Below are 19924 nucleotides of genomic sequence, written 5' to 3' on the forward strand. Positions count from 1 at the left end.
TTATTAAAGGATACTTTTCTGAGGGCAATTAATGCCTACTTTTGACTATACTCAATTTCCCCGCGCAGGCTTATTTCGAAGGTTAGCTTCTTGGGTTTATGATTTTTTATTAGCTATGGCTGTTTACATGGTAGCCGGTGCAGTAGGGTTTGCTATTTTTGGTATTTTTTATAAATTAGGATTAATCGATATGAGTGGTCATGAACATCTTATTGAAGTTCAACAGTCATCTCTATTTTATTCTAGTCTAATTTATCTTTGGAACTTAGCTTGGGTCGCTTACTTCTTTGTGTTTTTCTGGGTGAAGAGTGGACAAACATTAGGCATGAAAGCATGGCGTTTACGTTTACAAAATACAGATGGCAGTCTGATCACAAGAAAAACGGCTCTTATGCGCTTATTACCAACATTGTTAGGAATAGGTAATTTTTGGCTAATCATTGATAGAAAAAACAAACAAAGCTTACAAGACAAAGTGACAAATACTGAAGTGGTGTTATTAAGCCTTGCCGCTAATCGTGGCCGACTTTAATCATTTATTATTAGTAGAGTGAGACTTGAAAACTTAATCTTGTTAATCAAAATAGGTTTTTTGATTAACATTGCTATGAAATCTCCAAGCATTATGTATATCGCTTTCAACTGTTCTTCCTCTTGAAAGCGCGGGTAAATTATCTAAGCTAAAGTACTCGGCTCCCATAGTTTCAAGACCCGCTTTTAATTCCCCCTCACCTTGAGCTTTACAGAGAAAAAATAACTTATAAAAATCAAGAATATCAGGGGTATATTCACCTTTTGCTTTATGCCTAACCGCATATAAATAAGGCACTGTTACTGCGATACCCGCCTCTTCAAATATTTCTTTTTCAATATTTTCTGCTGGAGATAAACCAACATCAGCAAAGCCTCCTGGTAAGGTCCATAAACCATCTGATTTTTCCTGTACCAAGAGGACTTTATTATCTTGAAAAACAGCACCTCTTACATCTACTTTTGGCGTTATGTAGCCTTTTTTTCCTTCACTTATCAACCCTGTAATTACATCAACCGAGGTATTCCCCAAATCAGAAAGAAGCTTTAATGCAATGTCAGAAATCTCACTATAACGCTCTATGTCATACTTATCTTCAGCATAAACAAGTCCAGTTTCAGCAATAGCTTGAAGCTTTTTAGCATTTGCTAACCAGCTGTTTTCCATAAATCACTCCAACTTTCGATATTAAGGCAATAGCCTATCAGTTACGAATTTCTACACGCCAAGGCGGATTAAGACGGTTATTACCCGCCCAGTAAAGTTTGATTTTATTACCCGATGGATCATGTAATATAGCCTCTCGCCATAAGTAACTTTGATCTGTGGGTTCTTGATCAAAAACAAAGCCTTTTACTTTTAATCCATTAACTAATTCATCTAATTTTTGATGTTCGAAGTAAATCACAGTCCCGCCTGACGAAAATTCAGAATCTAATGATAATGAAAAAGTTGAATCGCCGTCAGGGCATTCAAAGCGCGCATAATGCGGAGTATCAACTATTTGAGTAAAGCCTAAGTCACGGTAAAATTTTGTCGAAACCACCATATCTTTTACCGGTAAGGTTATTTGATTTAAATTCATGAAATTTCCTTGAGTGGTTATGGCGCTAATAAAAATTAGCTTAACATAAATAGAGCGCTACACAATTTATATACAACGGTACTTCAAAGTGTATTTCGTACATTAGCGCAGCTAACAGGTTAATCTTTAAGGGAGAAAAATCCAATAAAGGGCTATACCTAGTGAGGAATTTTGTATTTTAATTATTTAAAGTAGCTATCAATATGATTATAAATACGTAGAAAACAATTCCTAATAAGCAAGCTAAATTAACCTTTGTAGATTTATGACCTTTATAAGCAGTTAAATCTTTAAACTCTATTTCAAACTTACCGAATGTAAGAACTTTCAAAAGTAAGCAGCCCGTAGAATAGAAAATAAAACCAACGATTGTTTCAATGAATAACCACGAAAATATTTCTATCACGATACTCATACTTATCTCTTTACATTGATTGATGCGGTTAATTATTATTTAACTTTTCGTTTTATTAAATAAATAGCAATGCTAACAAATAATAGACTCGGCGCAATTGCGCCAAATATTGAGGGTAATTGATATACTAAGCTTAACGAACCAAATACTTCGTTAGTTAAGAAAAATAAAATCCCCGTGCCTACTCCCATCATAATACGAGCCCCCATAGATACTGAACGCAAGGGACCAAATATATAAGATAACGCAAGTAATAGCATTACCGCCACTGTAATGGGTTGAACAATCTTACGCCAAAAAGCGAGTTGATATCGGCTTGGGTCTTGACCGTTTTCATTAAGGTAATCTAAATAATCGATTAAGCCTCGAATGGATAATGATTCAGGCTTCACAGTTACCACCCCTAATTTGTCTGGTGTTAGCGTTGAAACCCACTCTTTTTTAGCCAAGGTTTGAGTGGTTACTTTATCTTGTGAAACAAAAGTTTCTTTCACTTGCTGTAATTGCCATGACTCTGATAAATAACGAGCACTTTCTGCTGAAAGCCAGCTTGTCATTTTAAGTTGCGAGTCAAAGCGATAAATTTGTATACCTTTTAACGTACCTTTGTCTTGAACTTCAGCAATATGTACAAAAAAATCACCATCTTTTGCCCAAATACCATTCTTAGCGGAAATTAAGCTACCGCCTGAAAGTGCCTGAGCTTTTATTTCCCTAGCCGCAGCTTCTCCTGTGGGTGCTAACCATTCACCAATACACATACTCAAAATAACCAGTATTGCTGCAACTTTCATTACTGATTTAATAATATTCAAACGAGAAAGCCCTGCCGCTTGCATCACCACTAGTTCGCTGTTGCTTGCCAGCATGCCAATACCAATTAAACCACCAATTAATGCCGACCAAGGAAAAAAGATTTCAATATCTCTAGGTACAGCATAAAGTACATACAATGCGGCATGAGATAAATCATAATTCCCATTTCCCACAGCTTTCATCTGCTCAACAAATTTAATAATACCACTTAAGCTGACGAATACGGCTAAGGTAATAAAAGTGGTTGATGCGACGATGCGGCCAATATAAAGATCTAATATCTTCATGGTGTACTTCTCTTCAAGGTTTTAACGCTAGGTAATTTAGCTCGCAATTTCTTACCGCTTGAACGACCTTGAAAAATCAGTATTAATCCTAGTACAAGCGCCATAAAATGAATGGGCCATAAACCAATTACAGATGGAATACTTCCTCGCTCAATTGCTGAACGTAATGCGGTTAATAATAGAAAGTAACCTAAAAATAAGAGGAGTGCTGGTAGCATTTTTGCAAACTTTCCTTGCCGAGGGTTAACCACACTCAAAGGTACGGCTACAAAGGTTAAAATTAGGCAAGCTAATGGAAAAGCGATACGCCAATGTATTTCAGACTGGTAATCCGCTTGTTCGCTACTTAATAATTGCTCAGTAGGTATTGCACTAAGTTTTCTTCTTTTTTGTGCGACTTTTTGATCTTGTATCTGAATATAGTATTTACCAAAAGCAACCTTTCTAAATTCATTATTTTCAGCATCACTTTGATAACGAATACCATCGCTTAGTACTAACCGTTGAGAGCCGCTGTCTTCTTCAATGATCTGCCCCTTGTGAGCGTATACGATACTAGAATTGATGATATTTTCTTTTTGATGAGTACTATTATTCTCATCAGGTAATTGAGCTACGAATACTTTTTCTAAACTATTATCAGAACGATTTTTGTCATGAATAAATACGACCGATTTTTGGTTGCCCGTCTGTTGAAATCGACCAGCAATAAGAGTACTTAAACCAGAATCTGCAGATAATTTTTCTTTTACTTGATATTCATATTCAGAAGCAAGTGGCGATAAATACAAGGTAAATAATCCCGTTAGAGACGCAGTGACTATCCCTAAAATTAACATCACCCGAACGGTATACCATTCGCTAACACCACAGGCATGTAGTACTGTCATTTCGTTATCAGCGTAAATACGTCCGTAGGCTAACAAAATTCCTAAGAAAAAACTCAATGGTAGCATCATTCCCGCTAAATCCGGAATTTTGAGACCAATGAAAATCATCACCATATGACCGGGGATTCCGCCTTCAGATGCATCATCTAAAACACGCACAAATTTCTGACTAATAAAAATAGTCATCAAAACCATAAAAACCGCAAGTTGAGCTTTAGTTACTTCTTTTAATAAATAGCGGAAAATAATCACAAATAATACCTATAAAAACTTAGTTTTTTTCTGACATTTAGGCATTTTTTAAGTAAACTTGTCGTTTTCATAAGTAAAATAATTGATAAGCCTTTAGCTAAAATTGCTGTGTGCGGCTATAATTATAGCCTTTAGCGAAAAAAAATACAGTGTAAACTCAAGTTAAATTAAGTGATTTAAACATGTTATGACTGATATTTTTAATAAAAGTGCCCAATATACGCAAAATTAGGAGAAATCATGGAGTTCAGTGCAAAAAGTGGCAGCCCAGAAAAACAGCGCAGCGCCTGTATTGTTGTAGGTGTATTTGAACCTCGTCGCCTTTCAGCTATAGCAGAGCAACTTGATGAAATTAGTGAAGGTTATATTAGTAACTTACTTCGACGCGGAGATCTTGAAGGTAAGTCGGGGCAAATGTTATTACTTCATCATGTGCCCAACATTTTAAGTGAACGTGTTTTATTAGTCGGTTGTGGTAAAGAACGTGAATTAGATGAACGTCAATATCGCCAAATAATCAGTAAAACAATTAATACGTTAAATGAAACTGGTTCGATGGAAGCCGTATGCTTTTTATCTGAACTACATGTTAAAGGCCGCGATACCTATTGGAAAGTTCGCCAAGCGGTTGAAGCAACACAAGACTGCTTATATAGTTTTAATAGTTTAAAGACTCGAAAAGAAGAGCCTCGTCGTCCATTACGTAAAATTGTATTTAATGTCCCCACTCGACGTGAATTACCCATTGGCGAACGTGCTATTGCTCATGGCTTAGCTGTATCTGAAGGTATTAACACCTGTAAAGATGTTGCTAATATGCCGCCAAACATTTGTAACCCCGCATATTTAGCTGAACAAGCAAAAATACTTGCTAGCGACTATGAAAAGATTACCACTACGATTGTAGATGAAAAAGAAATGGAATCTTTAGGCATGGGCGCTTATCTCGCTGTAGGTCGAGGTTCTGTTAATGAATCATTCATGAGTGTTATTAATTACCAAGGCAGTGATACTGATGCTAAACCGATTGTTTTAGTAGGTAAAGGTCTTACGTTCGATGCCGGTGGAATTTCAATTAAACCAGCCGAAGGCATGGACGAAATGAAATATGATATGGGTGGCGCTGCTAGCGTTTTAGGTGCAATGCATGCCTTAGCTGAGCTAAATTTACCAATTAATGTTATTGGTATTATTGCTGGTTGTGAAAATATGCCAGGTAGCAATGCCTATCGCCCAGGTGACATTTTAACCACCATGTCAGGTCAAACCGTTGAAGTACTCAATACCGATGCAGAAGGTCGATTAGTGTTATGTGATGCATTAACTTATGTAGAAAGATTTGAGCCTGAAGCAGTAGTTGATGTTGCCACCTTAACAGGAGCTTGCATTGTTGCACTAGGTAAGCATGCTTCAGGGTTACTCAGTACTCACAACCCTCTTGCACATGAGTTATTAAATGCATCAGACCAAAGTGGTGATAGAGCATGGCGTTTACCATTATGGGAAGAATACCATGAACAATTAGAAAGCCCTTTTGCTGACTTTACGAACTTAGGTGGCCGAGGTGCAGGAACAATTACCGCCGCTTGTTTTTTGTCAAAGTTTACGAAAAAATATCATTGGGCACATCTAGACATCGCCGGCACCGCATGGCGTAGTGGTGGTAAAGATAAAGGCTCAACAGGCCGACCTGTAAGCATGTTGACACAATTTTTATTGAACCGCTCTGGTACTGAACAAAGCGAATAATCAAACACTAGAATAGTTGTTGCCAATGAACACACATGTAATGTTTTACATTTTAGAGCAAGAAAATACTAGCGCCGACCCACTGGCGTTAGTAAAACTGCACGTGTGTATTCAAGCGGCACACTTTTATCGTCAAAATCAGCGTGTTTTTATTTATACACAAGACCAAGAACAAGCACACGCTATTGATGAGTTATTATGGTCATTTGAACCAGACAGTTTTGTACCTCACAATTTAATAGGTGAAGGTCCTAAAAATGGTGCTGCGGTTGAAATTAGCTGGCAAGCGCCTGTTAATCGTCGCCCTGTACTTATTAATTTAACGAGCACTGTACCGCACTTTGCTCATCAATTTTCACAAATCGTTGACTTTGTACCAAGTGATGAACAATTAAAACAATTGGCAAGAGAGCGTTTCAAAGGCTATCGCCAATTAGGTTTTAAGGTTGATAATCAAAAAATCGGCCAAACTATCAATGCTGAAAAAGTTATCGATGATGCAATCAACAATTAAGTAGTTATTCTGATGGAAAAAACATTTAACCCCGCCGATATCGAACAATCGCTTTACCAAAGTTGGGAAGAGCAAGGTTACTTTAGCCCTACTGGAGAAGGCGATGGTTATTGCATTGCTATTCCACCACCTAACGTAACTGGTAGCTTACATATGGGACATGCGTTCCAGCAAACCATTATGGATACCTTAATTCGTTATCAACGTATGCAAGGTAAATGTGCTTTATGGCAAGCAGGTACGGATCATGCTGGCATAGCGACTCAAATGGTGGTTGAACGTAAAATTGCGGCAGAAGAAGATAAAACTCGCCATGATTACGGCCGTGATGCTTTTATCGACAAAATATGGCAATGGAAAGAGGAATCAGGCGGCACTATCGGAGAACAAATGCGTCGACTTGGTAATTCAATCGATTGGTCACGTGAACGCTTTACCATGGATGATGGTATGTCTGAAGCAGTACAAGAGGTGTTTGTACGCTTATTCGAAGATGATTTAATTTATCGAGGTAAACGCCTAGTTAACTGGGATCCTAAATTTCATACTGCTATTTCAGATCTTGAAGTTGAAAATAAAGATAAGAAAGGTCATATGTGGCATTTGCGTTATCCACTCGCTGATGGCGCTAAAACCGCTGAAGGCTTAGATTACTTAGTTGTTGCCACCACGCGCCCTGAAACTATGCTTGGTGATAGTGGTGTAGCAGTTAATCCTGAAGATCCTCGTTATAAAAACTTAATTGGAAAACAAGTTTTATTACCATTAGTTAATCGTTTAATTCCAATAGTTGGCGATGATCATGCTGATATGGAAAAAGGCACAGGTTGTGTAAAAATAACGCCAGCACATGACTTTAATGATAACGAAGTTGGCAAACGACATAACTTACCGTTAATTAATATTCTTGATAAAAATGCCGCGATCCTGACCCAAGCTGAAGTTTACAATACTACTGGAGAACCTTCAGATGCATATAGCACCGATTTACCAAGTGAATTTGCCGGTTTAGATCGCTTTGAAGCTCGTAAAGCAATTGTTGCAGCCTTTGATACTTTAGGCTTGTTAGTTGAAGTTAAAGAGCATGATTTAGTCGCGCCATACGGCGACCGCTCTGGTGTAATTATTGAACCATTATTAACTGACCAATGGTACGTTCGTGCTGCGCCTTTAGCAGGGCCTGCCGTAGCCGCCGTTGAAAATGGCGATATTGAATTTGTTCCAAAACAATATGAAAACATGTACAACGCTTGGATGCGCGACATTCAAGACTGGTGTATTTCTCGTCAATTATGGTGGGGACATAGAATACCTGCATGGTATGACGATAATGGCACTGTTTATGTGGGTAGAACAGAGGCTGAAGTTCGTGCTAAACATTCTATTGGAAACGATATTAACCTTCGTCAAGACGATGATGTGCTAGATACTTGGTTCTCATCGGCATTATGGACATTCTCAACCTTGGGCTGGCCAAACAATGTTGAGGATTTAAAGAAGTTTCATTCAACAGATGTACTTGTAACAGGCTTTGATATTATTTTCTTCTGGGTAGCTCGCATGATCATGATGACGATGCATTTTATCAAAGATGAAAATGGTAAACCCCAAGTGCCCTTTAAAAAGGTGTATGTTACAGGACTTATTCGCGATGAAAATGGCGATAAAATGAGTAAATCTAAAGGTAATGTAGTTGATCCGTTAGACATGATCGATGGCATTTCTTTAGACGATTTATTAGAAAAACGTACTGGTAATATGATGCAACCCAAGCTTGCAGCAAAAATTGCCAAACTCACTAAAAAAGAATACCCAGAAGGTATTGAAGCACACGGTACTGACGCCTTACGCTTTACTTTAACTTCTGTCGCTTCCACCGGCCGCGATATTAGCTGGGATATGAAACGCTTAGACGGTTACCGTAATTTCTGCAATAAGTTATGGAATGCCAGCCGCTATGTATTGATGAATACTGAAGATCAAGATTGTGGTAAAACCAATTCTAATATGGAATTATCGCTAGCTGATCGTTGGATATTAGGACAATTTCAACAAACGGTTAAAACCGTACATGAAGCCTTTGATACATTCCGTTTTGACTTAGCCTCACAAGCATTGTACGAGTTCACTTGGAACCAATTCTGTGACTGGTATCTTGAATTAACTAAGCCTGTGCTATTTAAAGGTAACGAATCCCAACAACGCGGAACTCGCCATACGTTAGTTACTGTCTTAGAGGGTTTGCTACGCTTAATGCATCCTATTATGCCATTTATTACCGAGACTATTTGGCAGCGTGTCGTACCATTAACTAATTTTGCAAAAACTGCCGATAGTATAATGGTACAAAGTTTTCCACAATTTGACGCCAGCAAAGTAGATACACAAGCCATTGCAGATCTTGAATGGGTGAAACAGTTTATTATTGCAATTCGTAATATTAGAGGGGAAATGGACATTGCCCCAAGTAAACCTTTACCCGTATTATTGAAAAATGTTAACGAAAACGATCAACGTCGTTTAGATGAAAACAATCAATTTTTAAGTGCTTTAGCAAAACTTGAGTCAATTGAAGTACTCGCTCAAGGTAACGAAGGTCCAGCATCGGCTACAGCTGTTGTAGGTGACTTATCAATATTAATTCCAATGGCTGGGTTAATTGACAAAAATGCTGAACTCGCTCGATTATCTAAAGCAATAGAGAAGCTTGAAAAAGACGTTCAACGCATTGAAGGTAAATTAAGTAATGAAAGTTTTGTAAGTAAAGCGCCTGAAGCAGTCATAAAGAAAGAGCAAGACAAGCTTAGCGATGCGCAATCAGCATTAACTAAACTTATTGAGCAAAAAGCGCAAATTGCAGCCCTATAACTAAGACAATTTAGTTATTGAGTTAGCCAATAAAAAAAACCAGCTTTATGCTGGTTTTTTATATTTCATTAAAGCAACCGTAACATTAACAAACTAAAATTTTTCATGATTATTTACAAACTATGTGATAGTCTATGTTCGCGTTGAGTTTGTGCGTTTCGGGAGAAGGATAGGTTAATTAAAATGTTAGTAAATGTTTACTAACCCTGTTAACCAACCTAGGCGCTTTAGTATTGTGTTATTGGATACCTTTCTCTGTCTGTACTACTAGGTAGAGAGCATTTACTCCGTGAGATTGGTCGTTTTGACCACAACAATTTAATATTATTAACTACGGGAAATGTAGGCATGTCTGATACTGTAACTGGTAAAGTAAAATTTTTTAACGAATCTAAAGGCTTTGGTTTTATTGAGCAAGAAAACGGACCTGACGTTTTTGTTCATTTTAGTGCAATTAGTGGTGACGGTTTCCGTACACTAACTGATGGCCAAGCTGTTACTTTCACTGTTAAGCAAGGTCAAAAAGGCCCAGAAGCAGAAAACGTTGTAGCTTCTTAATAAAAGAATTCTTTAAAAAAGCGAAACATTTATGTTTCGCTTTTTTTTTCGTCTTTTTCTCTAACAATAATTTTATGTAATAAGTCATTATCATCACTTCATTTATATAATTCCCTACTTATTTTCATCACTTAAAATGTGCTAAGCTACTTAATCATCACAAGTTTAAAATAATTAAAAGAATATACTCTTGAAACTGTTAAACCTTTTAAAATATATTATTAACTCTGCAAGTTACGGCGTAATACTCGCTGTAGTGCTATTACTATTGATACCTGAATTACGAGAAGGTAATCGCTCTTGGTGGAATATTTTCGCCCCTTCAAAACAAAATGAACAGCCGCTTTCCTATGCTAGAGCAGTACAACAGGCAAGTTCTGCAGTAGTTAATATTTATTCAGAAAAAATTCAATCTACTTTTAATTATAATAAAGGCCAACGCACTACAGAGTTAGGCTCTGGCGTTATAATGAGTACAAATGGTTACCTGCTAACTAATTATCATGTAGTACAAGATGCTGATTTAATTGGTGTAGTACTTCAAAACGGCGATCGTTACCCTGCTGAACTCATAGGTTATGATGTTTACACCGATTTAGCCGTATTAAAAGTCGCGGCAACTAATTTACCTACTATTCCACAAGATGAAAACTTGACAACGTATGTTGGTGATGTTGTTCTCGCTATAGGTAATCCATTTAACCTTGGGCAAACAGTAACCCAAGGCATTATAAGTGGAACAGGCCGTAGCGGTTTAAGTAGTACCAGCTATCAAGAGTTTATTCAAATGGATGCAGCTATAAACGAAGGTAATTCAGGTGGTGCTTTAGTTAATAGTAACGGGGTACTTGTGGGAATTAACTCTCGTAAATACATCAATCCGCAGATCAGTATCCAAGGAATATTTTTTGCTGTTCCCTATAAATTAGCACATAAAGTTATGCACAAAATAATTGAGAATGGTCGTGTGATTAGAGGCTGGCTAGGCGTTTCAACTAATTCTCGCTTTTCCAGTGATAAAGGCTTTTTAATCGGCGGCATTGAGCCCAATAGTCCTGCTCAAAAAGCAGGTTTACAAGCAAATGATTTAATTTACCAGATAGATGGGATTGAAATACACTCTATTAGTCAAGCTCTTGATATTGTTGCTGAAACAAAGCCTAACACCACACTTATTTTCAAAGTCTACAGAGGTAAGCTACCACTTGAAATACCGGTAGTCATTGAAGAAAAGCGTTAACAATTGAAACTAAAACGATAAAAAGCCAATAAGTATTTATTGGCTTTTAAAAGAACACATAGAAAAGCTAATTACAGGTTTTTAACTCGCACAATATTTGCACCAAGACTTTGAAGTTTATCTTCAATATTCTGATAGCCTCTATCAATATGATAAATTCTATCGACCTGTGTTTCGGTAGAAGCAACTAAACCTGCGATAACTAAACTCGCTGAAGCTCGTAAATCAGTTGCCATTACTTGAGCTCCCGTTAACTTGGTTACCCCTTTAGTCATTGCCGTGTTACCTTCTAAAGAGATGTCTGCTCCCATACGCTGTAATTCAGGTACATGCATGAAGCGATTTTCAAATATTGTTTCCGTCGTCGTCGAAACCCCTTCAGCAATAGCATTTAGAGTAACAAATTGTGCTTGCATATCTGTTGGGAAAGCTGGATGTGGCGCTGTTTTAATATTAACCGCTTTAGGTCGCTGCTCCATAGATAATTCAATCCAATCATCACCTGTTGTGATAACGGCTCCAGCTTCTTGTAACTTACTGAGTACTGCATCTAATGTACTAGGATCAGTGTTAGTGCATTTCACCTTACCTTGAGTAACGGCTGCAGCAACTAAGAAAGTGCCTGTTTCAATTCGATCTGGCATTACACTATATTGTTGCCCCTTGAGACTAGGTACGCCTTCAATGGTAAGAGTATCCGTACCAGCACCAGAGACTTTAGCCCCCATAGCATTCAAACAATTAGCAAGATCAACAATTTCAGGCTCTCTGGCCGCATTTTCAATAGTTGTAATACCGTCAGCGAGTGCAGCGGCCATCATTAAGTTTTCTGTGCCGGTTACGCTGACCATATCCATAAAAATAGTAGCGCCTTTTAAACGACCATTATTACGCGCATTGATATAACCATTTTCAACTTCAATATCGGCACCCATTAGTTTTAAACCATGGATATGAAGATTCACTGGGCGAGCACCAATGGCACATCCTCCAGGTAGTGAAACCTCTGCATGACCAAAGCGAGCTAGCAAAGGCCCTAGCACTAAGATAGATGCTCGCATTGTTTTAACTAATTCGTAAGATGCTTTGTATTGATTAACATTACTCGCATCAATTTGAACTGTATTATTATCTTGCCATTGCACAACAGCGCCTAATTGGGTTAGCAATTTAACCGTAGTTTCAATATCCTTTAAACGAGGAACGTTTCTGATAACAATAGGAGTTTCTGATAATAAGGTTGCCATCAGTATCGGCAAAGCAGAATTTTTTGCGCCAGATATTGCGACTTCACCGTTAAGCGGAATGCCGCCAGTTATTTTAAATGCGTCCAAGAGTCTCTCGCTTACTTAGTGGGTAGATTATAAAGGTAAGTTAAACATTTTTTCACGTTGCCAGTCTGACGTAGTGAATGTTTTAATTGTTACCGCGTGAATTACTCCGTCATTTATAATTTGGGCAAGCGGAGAATAAATAGCTTGTTGCCTTTTAACTCGACTTAATTCACCTAAAAAATCTGCTACTGCAATAATGGTACATTGCGAACCATCGAATTTAACATGTAACTCATCTAACGCGACTGCGTCATTTATCAATTTTTCAATTGCTGAAACTTCCACTTCAGTCTCCTATACTTTAATTATGAGAATATATACCTAAACGACCTTGATGTAAGAGTTTCAGGGTGATTTTCAACATATAATTAACTCGGTAAAAAAGCATCTACCGCCGTTAACTTAGCTAAGTTTTGTAATTCTTCAGATAAATGTGTAAAACCAATAGTACAGGTGTTGATAGAAGCCAACTCAACTAAAGTTAACAGCCACGCTAAACCTGCAGTATCAACTTTTTTAATGCCTGCTAAATTAATCACTACATTTTTCTTTTGAAAAAAAGCTTTCGCTTTTTTTTCTAATGCATGGCTTATAGTTTGTTGTGTAAGCTCACCCACCAGCGAAATGTCATTATCGTTCATCGTAATTTCTACAGTCATAATAGCCATAAACCTTATTTAAAAACGATATCTTTTGCGCTTTTTTCTATAAGCATCTGTGTAACATGAGGTAAACCTTTTTGACGTATTAAACTGCTAAACTCTGCTTGTTTACTATCAAGCAAACTTACACCTTCAGCGACCATGTCATAAGCTTTCCACTCTTTTGTTTTTTTATTTTTACGAACTCTAAATGAAATATCAATGGGTTCACGCCCTGGTTCAATAACAGCAGTATTCACAGCAACCACATTACTTTTTGAAAAATCTTTCGCTGGTGCAAATTCTACTTTTTGATTGTTATATAAAGTAAAAACTTGAGCATATGACGTTACTAGGTAGTCTCGAAATGCTTTAGTAAATTCAGCACGTTCGGCTTTTGTTGTGCTTTTAAAGTTTTGACCACCAATAACTTTAAACGCTGCATAACGGTAATTAATGTATGGGAGTAACTCTTCTCTAACAATTGTTTTTAAAATGTTAGGATCTTTACGAATATCATTTTGTTCGTTAGAAAAACGTTTAAAAGTGATATCTGCTACCGTTTGAATTAATTTATACGGGTCTTTATTGTCAATTGTGATATTGCTAACAGCATTGACAGATAAAGAAACCGTTAAGGTTAAAGCCGTTACAATAACTAAAAATTTATTCATTAATTTCATTTACCTCTCCTTCAAACGGATTAGTCACTACCTTGACTAAATAAGAACTGGCCGATTAGCTCTTCTAATACTAACGCGGGTTTAGTATCTTCAATATAATCACCGTTAACCAAAGTACCAACCGATTCATCCATAAAGCCAGGCAATAACCCAATGTATTGTTCCCCTAACAAACCCGCAGTAAGTATAGAAACTGAAGTCGCTTCCGAAAAATGGTTATATTGTGCGTAAATATCTAATGTAACAACAGGTGTATAATCGTCAGGATCTAATGAAATATCACTTACGCGTCCAACAACTACGCCACCCACTTTAATAGGTGAGCGTACTTTTAAGCCGCCAATATTACCAAACTTTGCATACAACTGATACGTTTCATTATTACCTGAAATACCGCTGTCCGCCACTTTCAACGCTAACATTAATAATGCTGCAATCCCTAACGCTGCAAATAAACCTACCATTAATTCAATTTTCTTCGACACCATGTCTTCCACCAAACTTTTAATAAAATAATAATTATTTTGTAAACATTAATGCTGTTAATACAAAATCTAATGCTAAAACTAATAACGATGACTGTACTACCGTTGCGGTCGTCGCCCTGCTAATACCTTCTGAAGTTGGCTCACAATTATAACCCTTATATACAGCGATCCAAGTCACCACAAAAGCAAAAACAACACTCTTAATTACGCCATTTAAAATGTCTTTTTCTAATGAAACTTGTGATTGCATAACCGACCAAAAAGTTCCACTATCAACACCAAGCCATTCAACGCCAACGATGTGTGCTCCTAAGATACCTACGGCTGAAAATATAGCAGCAAGTAAAGGTAAGCTAATAAATCCAGCCCAAAACCTGGGAGCAATAACTCGGCGCAGGGGATCTATCGCCATCATTTCTAAACTTGAAAGTTGCTCGGTTGCTTTCATTAGCCCGATTTCAGCTGTTAATGCTGAGCCTGCGCGACCTGCAAAGAGTAAAGCCGCCACTACAGGTCCTAATTCTCTTAATAGTGATAAGGCTACCATAGGACCTAAACTTGCTTCAGCACCATACCCTACTAGTATAGTATAGCCTTGTAAGGCAAGCACCATTCCAATAAATACCCCGGAAACAACGATGATAACAAGTGATAACACTCCCACAGCATAAAGTTGTTTAACGAGTAATGGATATCCTTTTCTAAAATTAGGTACATGTAATAATGAGGAAAGTAACATCAAAATAGCACGACCTAAACCAGAAAAAACAGCAATAACCTTTTGGCCTAATAGTTGGATCAGATTCATTATTTTACTCCCTTACCAATAAGTTCTTCTTGATAAGGTGCCGCCTTATAATGAAACGGGACGGGCCCATCTGCCTCACCTTTAACAAATTGCTGCACTAATGGTGATGTTTGCTGTGCAATTTCTTCCGGCGTGCCATGCCCTATGATTTTTTGCTCCGCAATAATATAAATATAATCAGCAATACTCATTACTTCAGGTACATCATGCGAAACAACCACAGAAGTTAGACCTAATGCTTCGTTTAATGAGCGAATTAATCGTACAATCACTCCCATTGATATAGGATCTTGTCCCGCAAAAGGCTCATCATATAAAATTAATTCCGGATCTAATGCTATAGCCCTTGCCAAGGCTGCCCGCCTAGCCATACCACCAGATAATTCACTCGGTTTTAAATTGCGTGCACCACGTAAGCCTACCGCTTCAAGCTTCATCAATACCATTTTTTCAATGATATTTTCAGATAATTGGGTATGTTCTCTTATGGGAAAAGCAATATTTTCATAAACACTCATATCACTGAATAAGGCACCACTTTGAAATAACATACTCATACGCTTACGTACTTGATATAACTCAGATCGAGACAGTGCAGGAATATTATGTCCATCAAAGAGAATTTGTCCTGATTGAGGACGAATTTGACCACCAATCAAACGTAATAAGGTTGTTTTTCCTATACCACTAGGCCCCATGATAGCGGTGACTTTACCTTTAGGAATCGACAAACTAATATCATTATAAATGACTCGCTCTTCCCGCTTAAAAGTAATATTTTTAATTTCAACTAATGGCTGTGGCATATTATTGGGCAACATCACTGTTTATCTCTTAAATTCTACGTGCATTTTACCTTAGGGAATAACTAACTGCATTAGAAAATTAAGGGTTTTACCTATTCAAAGGGGGAAATCGATAAAGAAAAACGTAAGGTAATGTAAATAAGTGAGCAAATTTACAATCTTCTACACACTTCTCGAGGGATAAAATACAATTCTCCGTCTTATATCAAAATGATTTAGTAAACGCATATTATTTTACTTTATTTTCCTCAATATTGTTAATATTGACATATAATGACGTTTTTTTTGCTCTATATCGTGATTTAGTTACGATTTCCCTTTTTTTTTGACTAACAACCAGCGACAATTTAGCTGTAATTTAGGAGTTGTTAATGTTTGTACAAATTTTAATCTTATTATTATCCCTCATTGTATTAGTTTGGAGTGCTGACAAATTTGTTTTTGGTGCTTCTGCGCTGGCTAGAAACTTTGGTATATCGCCAATGATAATTGGTTTAACCATTGTTGCCATGGGCTCCTCAGCACCTGAAATGATGATTTCTACCACGGCGTCTTTACAAGGCAATGTAAATACAGCGATTGGAAATGCCATTGGCTCAAATATCACCAATATAGCACTTGTTCTAGGCATAACAGCATTACTTCACCCCTTAACTGTATCTTCTACTACGGTAAAGCGAGAAATACCACTCATATTAGCAATCACCGCAATAGCATACTTTATGCTTTATGATCATGAGTTTAGCTATATTGAAGGGTTGATTTTAATGCTTGGTTTTGTTGTTTATATTGTTGCCTTATTAATGATCACACTACGTAACTCAAAACAAAAGAAAACAGATGATGCGTTAATTATTGGTGCCGAACATGATGTACCAAAAACAACAACCCCTAATGCAATATTTTGGTTAATTATTGGTATGGTTTTATTGCCACTTAGTGCTAAATATTTAGTTAATTCATCAGTATTTATTGCTACCGCGTTTGGAGTAAGTGATTTAGTTATTGGCTTAACCGTTATTGCTATTGGTACAAGTCTACCCGAATTAGCGGCAAGTATTATGAGTATCATTAAAAAAGAAGATGATTTAGCTATTGGGAATATAATAGGTTCCAATATTTTCAATATCCTAGCTGTGCTTTCCTTAGCAGGATTAATTGCACCAGGTAATATTGATCAAGATGTAGCATTAAGAGACGCACCTTATATGCTTGCGGTAACTTTATTTTTATTCTTCTTGTGCTTTAGTCGTCGATTGGGCAATTTTAGGATCACGCGTTTAAAAGGTTTTGCATTAATACTAACTTTTATTTCTTATCAAATACTTTTGTTTAGCCAGTTAAAAGCTTAAATAATGAAAAAGTCAATTAAAGACAAGAGTTAAGGTATGGCGATTTATGAAAAATTTTAAACAACAAGCACTTAATGTTATACAAATAGAACAACAAGCAATCAATGAAATTAGCCAGTTTATTGATGAATGTTTCGAAGATGCATGTCAACTCATGTTCGATTGTAAAGGTCGAGTTATTGTTATCGGCATGGGGAAATCAGGCCATGTCGGTGGAAAAATAGCGGCCACTTTGGCAAGTACAGGCACTCCTGCATTTTTTGTTCATCCTGGTGAAGCAAGTCATGGCGATTTGGGGATGGTCACTAAAGATGATGTTGTACTTACTATTTCTAACTCAGGCGAAACTGGTGAGGTGCTAGCTATCATTCCAGTAATAAAGCGTATTGGTGCAAAACTTATTGCCATGACAGGAAATAACAACTCTACCTTATCAAAGTTATCAGATACTCATATTTGTATAAAAGTATCACGTGAAGCATGTCCTTTAGGCTTAGCACCAACATCAAGCACCACAGCAACTTTAGTCATGGGCGATGCAATTGCCGTAAGCTTATTGCATGCACGCGGGTTCACTGCCGACGATTTTGCTTTATCACACCCTGGTGGCAGTTTAGGTAAACGGCTTTTATTACGCTTATCCGATATTATGCATACAGGCGAACGTTTGCCTGTAGTTCATCAGGAAGCTAAGATCACCGACGCCCTAATGGAAATGTCATTAAAAGGCTTGGGAATGACTGCAGTTGTAGATGACAACAACCAATTAATGGGTTTATTTACAGATGGTGATTTGCGACGCATACTAGATGCAAAAGTAGATATTCATCACGATAAGATTCAAACAGTAATGACTATCGAACCTAAAATAGCTGATGAAGACATGCTCGCCGCACAGGCCTTGAAAATAATGGAAGACAAAAAGATTAATGGCCTGATTATTGTGAATAGTCAAAATCAACCGATAGGCGCAATGAATATGCATGATTTACTCAGATCAGGAGTGCTATAAATGAAAACACTATATGGCGAAGTCAACGATCAGATAATTGAAAAAGCGAAAGCGATTAAATTATTTGTTTGTGATATCGACGGTGTATTTTCTGACGGGCGTATTTATTTGGGCAATGATGGTGAAGAGCTCAAAGCATTTCATACGAAAGACGGTTATGGCATAAAAGCACTAGGAGCTAACGGTGTAGATGTTGCGGTGATCACCGGCCGACAATCAACTATTGTTCAAACACGGATGAGTGCCTTAAATGTAAAATATATCGTTCAAGGTGAAGAAAATAAGCTTCCTGCTCTTAAAAATATGATTAATGCCTTGTCACTTTCCCCTGATCAAGTGGCATATATTGGTGATGATATGCCTGACTATGAGTGCATGGCATACGTAGGCTTTAGTATTGCTGTAAGTGATGCTCACCCTTCAATTTTACAGCTTGCAGACTACACAACAACCATTAAAGGCGGCTTTGGTGCAGTCAGAGAATGTTGTGATTTAATCATGCTAAGTCAAAGTACACTGCAATTTGCCACGGGCGCGAGTGTATGACGCGGTTAACGGGATTTGCTGTCAGTTTTTTTATTATTGCCATAGCTTCATACGGAGTGGTCGAATGGCTTCAAGCTCAAACAAAAACCGAGCAAGTTATTACAGACGCCATGACCCCAGATTTTATTGCTGAATCGTTAAATAGTGATATTTATAATGCCAGTGGTGACTTAACCTACATTATTAATGCCCAACGGATGGAACATTATTCAGCCTTATCTGTCACTCATTTTGAGTTTCCTAAATACACACTATATACAAAAAATAGCGAGACGCCGTGGAAACTAAATGCGAATGAAGGCACTCTATACAGTAATAATCGCGTACGCCTTGAAAATCGAGTAACATTAACGGCAACAGATCAATCAAGCTTAATACAGAAAATTCATGGTCGGTATTTAGAGTTAGATCTTAATACTAATATTATTAGTACTGAACAAACTATAATGATTGAAGGCAAAGACTTCACCATATATGGTTCGGGGTTAATAGTAGACTTAAATACAAAACAAATGACGTTGACTGAACATGTACAAACCATTTTTAAAAGCATTTAAAACTAGCCTTATTGTTTTTGGCTTTAGTTCTGCACTCGTAACTTATAGTTACGCTGATAAACTAGATCTTAAAAAAGAAATTAATATTGATGCTTCTAGGCAAGCTGCCGACTTAAAAAATAAAATATTTAGTTATATTGATAATGTTGTTATCACACAAGGTACATTAGTGATAAAAGCGGATTTAGTACAAGTATTAACTGATAATCAAACTGACGAAAAAACCTATCTTGCCAAAGGAGAACCCGCTACTTTTTCACAGAAACTCGACGATGGTACGCCTATTTATCTCCAAGCTAACGAAATTAAATATCAGCCAGGTCAAAACATTGTCGTTATTTCTGGTAATGCAGAATTACGCCAAGAAGGCAGCAAAGTCAGTGGTTCAGTCATTACTTATAATTTTGTTACGGAACAAGTTAGTGCTGATAGTGAAGACAATAATCGCGTAAAAACCGTTTTGCAACCCAAAGAGTTGGATAAAAAATAGCT

General features: G+C 37.2%; 22 protein-coding genes. 11 read left to right on the forward strand and 11 right to left on the reverse strand.

Going from position 1 to position 19924, the window contains the following annotated elements:
- Positions 1-31 precede the first annotated feature (31 nt).
- Entirely contained in the window at positions 32-532 is a 501-nt protein-coding gene (locus IE155_RS11495; RefSeq protein ID WP_189378403.1) for an RDD family protein, read from the forward strand.
- Between the two features lie 42 nt (positions 533-574).
- Here IE155_RS11495 and IE155_RS11500 read toward each other — a convergent pair whose 3' ends face one another.
- From IE155_RS11500 to lptF, 4 genes are all read right to left on the reverse strand, one after another.
- The gene (locus IE155_RS11500; RefSeq protein WP_189378404.1) at positions 575-1198 is read right to left on the reverse strand and encodes an NUDIX hydrolase; all 624 of its coding nucleotides are present in this window, start codon (positions 1196-1198) and stop codon (positions 575-577) included.
- A gap of 37 nt (positions 1199-1235) precedes the next feature.
- Positions 1236-1616, reverse strand: coding sequence for a VOC family protein (locus IE155_RS11505; RefSeq protein ID WP_189378405.1), 381 nt, complete (start codon positions 1614-1616; stop codon positions 1236-1238).
- 450 nt (positions 1617-2066) lie between these two features.
- Complete coding sequence (lptG, locus tag IE155_RS11510) at positions 2067-3134, reverse strand: LPS export ABC transporter permease LptG (protein ID WP_189378406.1); 1068 nt, start codon at positions 3132-3134, stop codon at positions 2067-2069.
- Positions 3131-4276: an LPS export ABC transporter permease LptF gene (gene lptF, locus IE155_RS11515; protein ID WP_189378407.1), complete on the reverse strand. Its 1146-nt coding sequence runs from the start codon at positions 4274-4276 to the stop codon at positions 3131-3133. Before lptF ends, lptG begins: the two co-directional genes overlap by 4 nt.
- A 240-nt stretch (positions 4277-4516) precedes the next feature.
- Between lptF and pepA the strand changes: the two genes are divergently transcribed.
- From pepA to IE155_RS11540, 5 genes are all read left to right on the forward strand, one after another.
- The gene (pepA, locus tag IE155_RS11520; protein ID WP_189378408.1) at positions 4517-6025 is read left to right on the forward strand and encodes a leucyl aminopeptidase; all 1509 of its coding nucleotides are present in this window, start codon (positions 4517-4519) and stop codon (positions 6023-6025) included.
- A gap of 25 nt (positions 6026-6050) precedes the next feature.
- Positions 6051-6539 (forward strand): DNA polymerase III subunit chi, encoded by a 489-nt coding sequence (locus IE155_RS11525; protein WP_189378409.1) that lies wholly within the window; start codon positions 6051-6053, stop codon positions 6537-6539.
- 12 nt (positions 6540-6551) lie between these two features.
- Positions 6552-9407, forward strand: coding sequence for a valine--tRNA ligase (locus tag IE155_RS11530; RefSeq protein WP_189378410.1), 2856 nt, complete (start codon positions 6552-6554; stop codon positions 9405-9407).
- A 348-nt stretch (positions 9408-9755) separates the two neighbouring features.
- Positions 9756-9965: a cold-shock protein gene (locus IE155_RS11535; protein ID WP_189378411.1), complete on the forward strand. Its 210-nt coding sequence runs from the start codon at positions 9756-9758 to the stop codon at positions 9963-9965.
- Positions 9966-10155: 190 nt separating this feature from the next.
- The gene (locus tag IE155_RS11540; RefSeq protein ID WP_189378412.1) at positions 10156-11205 is read left to right on the forward strand and encodes a trypsin-like peptidase domain-containing protein; all 1050 of its coding nucleotides are present in this window, start codon (positions 10156-10158) and stop codon (positions 11203-11205) included.
- A gap of 71 nt (positions 11206-11276) precedes the next feature.
- Here IE155_RS11540 and murA read toward each other — a convergent pair whose 3' ends face one another.
- The 7 genes from murA to mlaF all read right to left on the reverse strand — a co-directional run bounded on the left by murA (position 11277) and on the right by mlaF (position 15965).
- Positions 11277-12539 carry a UDP-N-acetylglucosamine 1-carboxyvinyltransferase gene (gene murA / locus IE155_RS11545; RefSeq protein ID WP_189378413.1) on the reverse strand — a complete coding sequence of 421 codons (1263 nt, stop codon included), beginning with the start codon at positions 12537-12539 and terminating at the stop codon, positions 11277-11279.
- A 27-nt stretch (positions 12540-12566) separates the two neighbouring features.
- A complete protein-coding gene (locus tag IE155_RS11550) occupies positions 12567-12824 on the reverse strand; it encodes a BolA family protein (RefSeq protein ID WP_189378414.1) in 258 nt (85 codons plus the stop codon).
- 83 nt (positions 12825-12907) lie between these two features.
- Entirely contained in the window at positions 12908-13198 is a 291-nt protein-coding gene (locus IE155_RS11555) for an STAS domain-containing protein (protein ID WP_189378415.1), read from the reverse strand.
- A gap of 14 nt (positions 13199-13212) precedes the next feature.
- Positions 13213-13863, reverse strand: a complete 651-nt coding sequence (locus IE155_RS11560; RefSeq protein WP_189378416.1) for an ABC transporter substrate-binding protein — start codon at positions 13861-13863, stop codon at positions 13213-13215.
- 20 nt (positions 13864-13883) lie between these two features.
- On the reverse strand, positions 13884-14351 hold the full coding sequence (mlaD, locus tag IE155_RS11565; protein ID WP_189378417.1) for an outer membrane lipid asymmetry maintenance protein MlaD: 468 nt from the start codon (positions 14349-14351) through the stop codon (positions 13884-13886).
- 31 nt (positions 14352-14382) lie between these two features.
- Entirely contained in the window at positions 14383-15159 is a 777-nt protein-coding gene (gene mlaE / locus IE155_RS11570) for a lipid asymmetry maintenance ABC transporter permease subunit MlaE (RefSeq protein ID WP_373295368.1), read from the reverse strand.
- A complete protein-coding gene (gene mlaF, locus IE155_RS11575; protein WP_189378564.1) occupies positions 15159-15965 on the reverse strand; it encodes a phospholipid ABC transporter ATP-binding protein MlaF in 807 nt (268 codons plus the stop codon). Before mlaF ends, mlaE begins: the two co-directional genes overlap by 1 nt.
- Positions 15966-16336: 371 nt before the next feature.
- Between mlaF and IE155_RS11580 the strand changes: the two genes are divergently transcribed.
- Genes IE155_RS11580 through lptA form a run of 5 tightly spaced genes read left to right on the forward strand, consistent with a single transcriptional unit; the run spans position 16337 to position 19922 of the window.
- Positions 16337-17317 (forward strand): calcium/sodium antiporter, encoded by a 981-nt coding sequence (locus IE155_RS11580; protein WP_189378418.1) that lies wholly within the window; start codon positions 16337-16339, stop codon positions 17315-17317.
- A gap of 46 nt (positions 17318-17363) precedes the next feature.
- The gene (locus IE155_RS11585) at positions 17364-18329 is read left to right on the forward strand and encodes a KpsF/GutQ family sugar-phosphate isomerase (RefSeq protein ID WP_189378419.1); all 966 of its coding nucleotides are present in this window, start codon (positions 17364-17366) and stop codon (positions 18327-18329) included.
- The gene (kdsC, locus tag IE155_RS11590; protein ID WP_189378420.1) at positions 18330-18875 is read left to right on the forward strand and encodes a 3-deoxy-manno-octulosonate-8-phosphatase KdsC; all 546 of its coding nucleotides are present in this window, start codon (positions 18330-18332) and stop codon (positions 18873-18875) included.
- The gene (gene lptC, locus IE155_RS11595; protein ID WP_189378421.1) at positions 18872-19432 is read left to right on the forward strand and encodes an LPS export ABC transporter periplasmic protein LptC; all 561 of its coding nucleotides are present in this window, start codon (positions 18872-18874) and stop codon (positions 19430-19432) included. Before kdsC ends, lptC begins: the two co-directional genes overlap by 4 nt.
- Positions 19404-19922 carry a lipopolysaccharide transport periplasmic protein LptA gene (lptA, locus tag IE155_RS11600; RefSeq protein ID WP_189378422.1) on the forward strand — a complete coding sequence of 173 codons (519 nt, stop codon included), beginning with the start codon at positions 19404-19406 and terminating at the stop codon, positions 19920-19922. Before lptC ends, lptA begins: the two co-directional genes overlap by 29 nt.
- Positions 19923-19924: the final 2 nt, after the last annotated feature.

It is taken from the genome of Thalassotalea profundi, from assembly GCF_014653195.1.
Taxonomy (GTDB): domain Bacteria; phylum Pseudomonadota; class Gammaproteobacteria; order Enterobacterales; family Alteromonadaceae; genus Thalassotalea_B; species Thalassotalea_B profundi.

What these genes read in the sequence shown, in the direction of transcription:
- IE155_RS11495 (WP_189378403.1), top strand. Translation starts at nt 32, where the DNA reads ATGCCTACTTTTGACTATACTCAATTTCCCCGCGCAGGCTTATTTCGA.
- IE155_RS11500 (WP_189378404.1), bottom strand. Translation starts at nt 1,198, where the DNA reads ATGGAAAACAGCTGGTTAGCAAATGCTAAAAAGCTTCAAGCTATTGCT.
- IE155_RS11505 (WP_189378405.1), bottom strand. Translation starts at nt 1,616, where the DNA reads ATGAATTTAAATCAAATAACCTTACCGGTAAAAGATATGGTGGTTTCG.
- lptG (WP_189378406.1), bottom strand. Translation starts at nt 3,134, where the DNA reads ATGAAGATATTAGATCTTTATATTGGCCGCATCGTCGCATCAACCACT.
- pepA (WP_189378408.1), top strand. Translation starts at nt 4,517, where the DNA reads ATGGAGTTCAGTGCAAAAAGTGGCAGCCCAGAAAAACAGCGCAGCGCC.
- IE155_RS11525 (WP_189378409.1), top strand. Translation starts at nt 6,051, where the DNA reads ATGAACACACATGTAATGTTTTACATTTTAGAGCAAGAAAATACTAGC.
- IE155_RS11530 (WP_189378410.1), top strand. Translation starts at nt 6,552, where the DNA reads ATGGAAAAAACATTTAACCCCGCCGATATCGAACAATCGCTTTACCAA.
- IE155_RS11535 (WP_189378411.1), top strand. Translation starts at nt 9,756, where the DNA reads ATGTCTGATACTGTAACTGGTAAAGTAAAATTTTTTAACGAATCTAAA.
- IE155_RS11555 (WP_189378415.1), bottom strand. Translation starts at nt 13,198, where the DNA reads ATGACTGTAGAAATTACGATGAACGATAATGACATTTCGCTGGTGGGT.
- IE155_RS11560 (WP_189378416.1), bottom strand. Translation starts at nt 13,863, where the DNA reads ATGAAATTAATGAATAAATTTTTAGTTATTGTAACGGCTTTAACCTTA.
- mlaD (WP_189378417.1), bottom strand. Translation starts at nt 14,351, where the DNA reads ATGGTGTCGAAGAAAATTGAATTAATGGTAGGTTTATTTGCAGCGTTA.
- mlaE (WP_373295368.1), bottom strand. Translation starts at nt 15,159, where the DNA reads ATGAATCTGATCCAACTATTAGGCCAAAAGGTTATTGCTGTTTTTTCT.
- mlaF (WP_189378564.1), bottom strand. Translation starts at nt 15,965, where the DNA reads ATGCCACAGCCATTAGTTGAAATTAAAAATATTACTTTTAAGCGGGAA.
- IE155_RS11580 (WP_189378418.1), top strand. Translation starts at nt 16,337, where the DNA reads ATGTTTGTACAAATTTTAATCTTATTATTATCCCTCATTGTATTAGTT.
- IE155_RS11585 (WP_189378419.1), top strand. Translation starts at nt 17,364, where the DNA reads ATGAAAAATTTTAAACAACAAGCACTTAATGTTATACAAATAGAACAA.
- kdsC (WP_189378420.1), top strand. Translation starts at nt 18,330, where the DNA reads ATGAAAACACTATATGGCGAAGTCAACGATCAGATAATTGAAAAAGCG.
- lptC (WP_189378421.1), top strand. Translation starts at nt 18,872, where the DNA reads ATGACGCGGTTAACGGGATTTGCTGTCAGTTTTTTTATTATTGCCATA.
- lptA (WP_189378422.1), top strand. Translation starts at nt 19,404, where the DNA reads ATGTACAAACCATTTTTAAAAGCATTTAAAACTAGCCTTATTGTTTTT.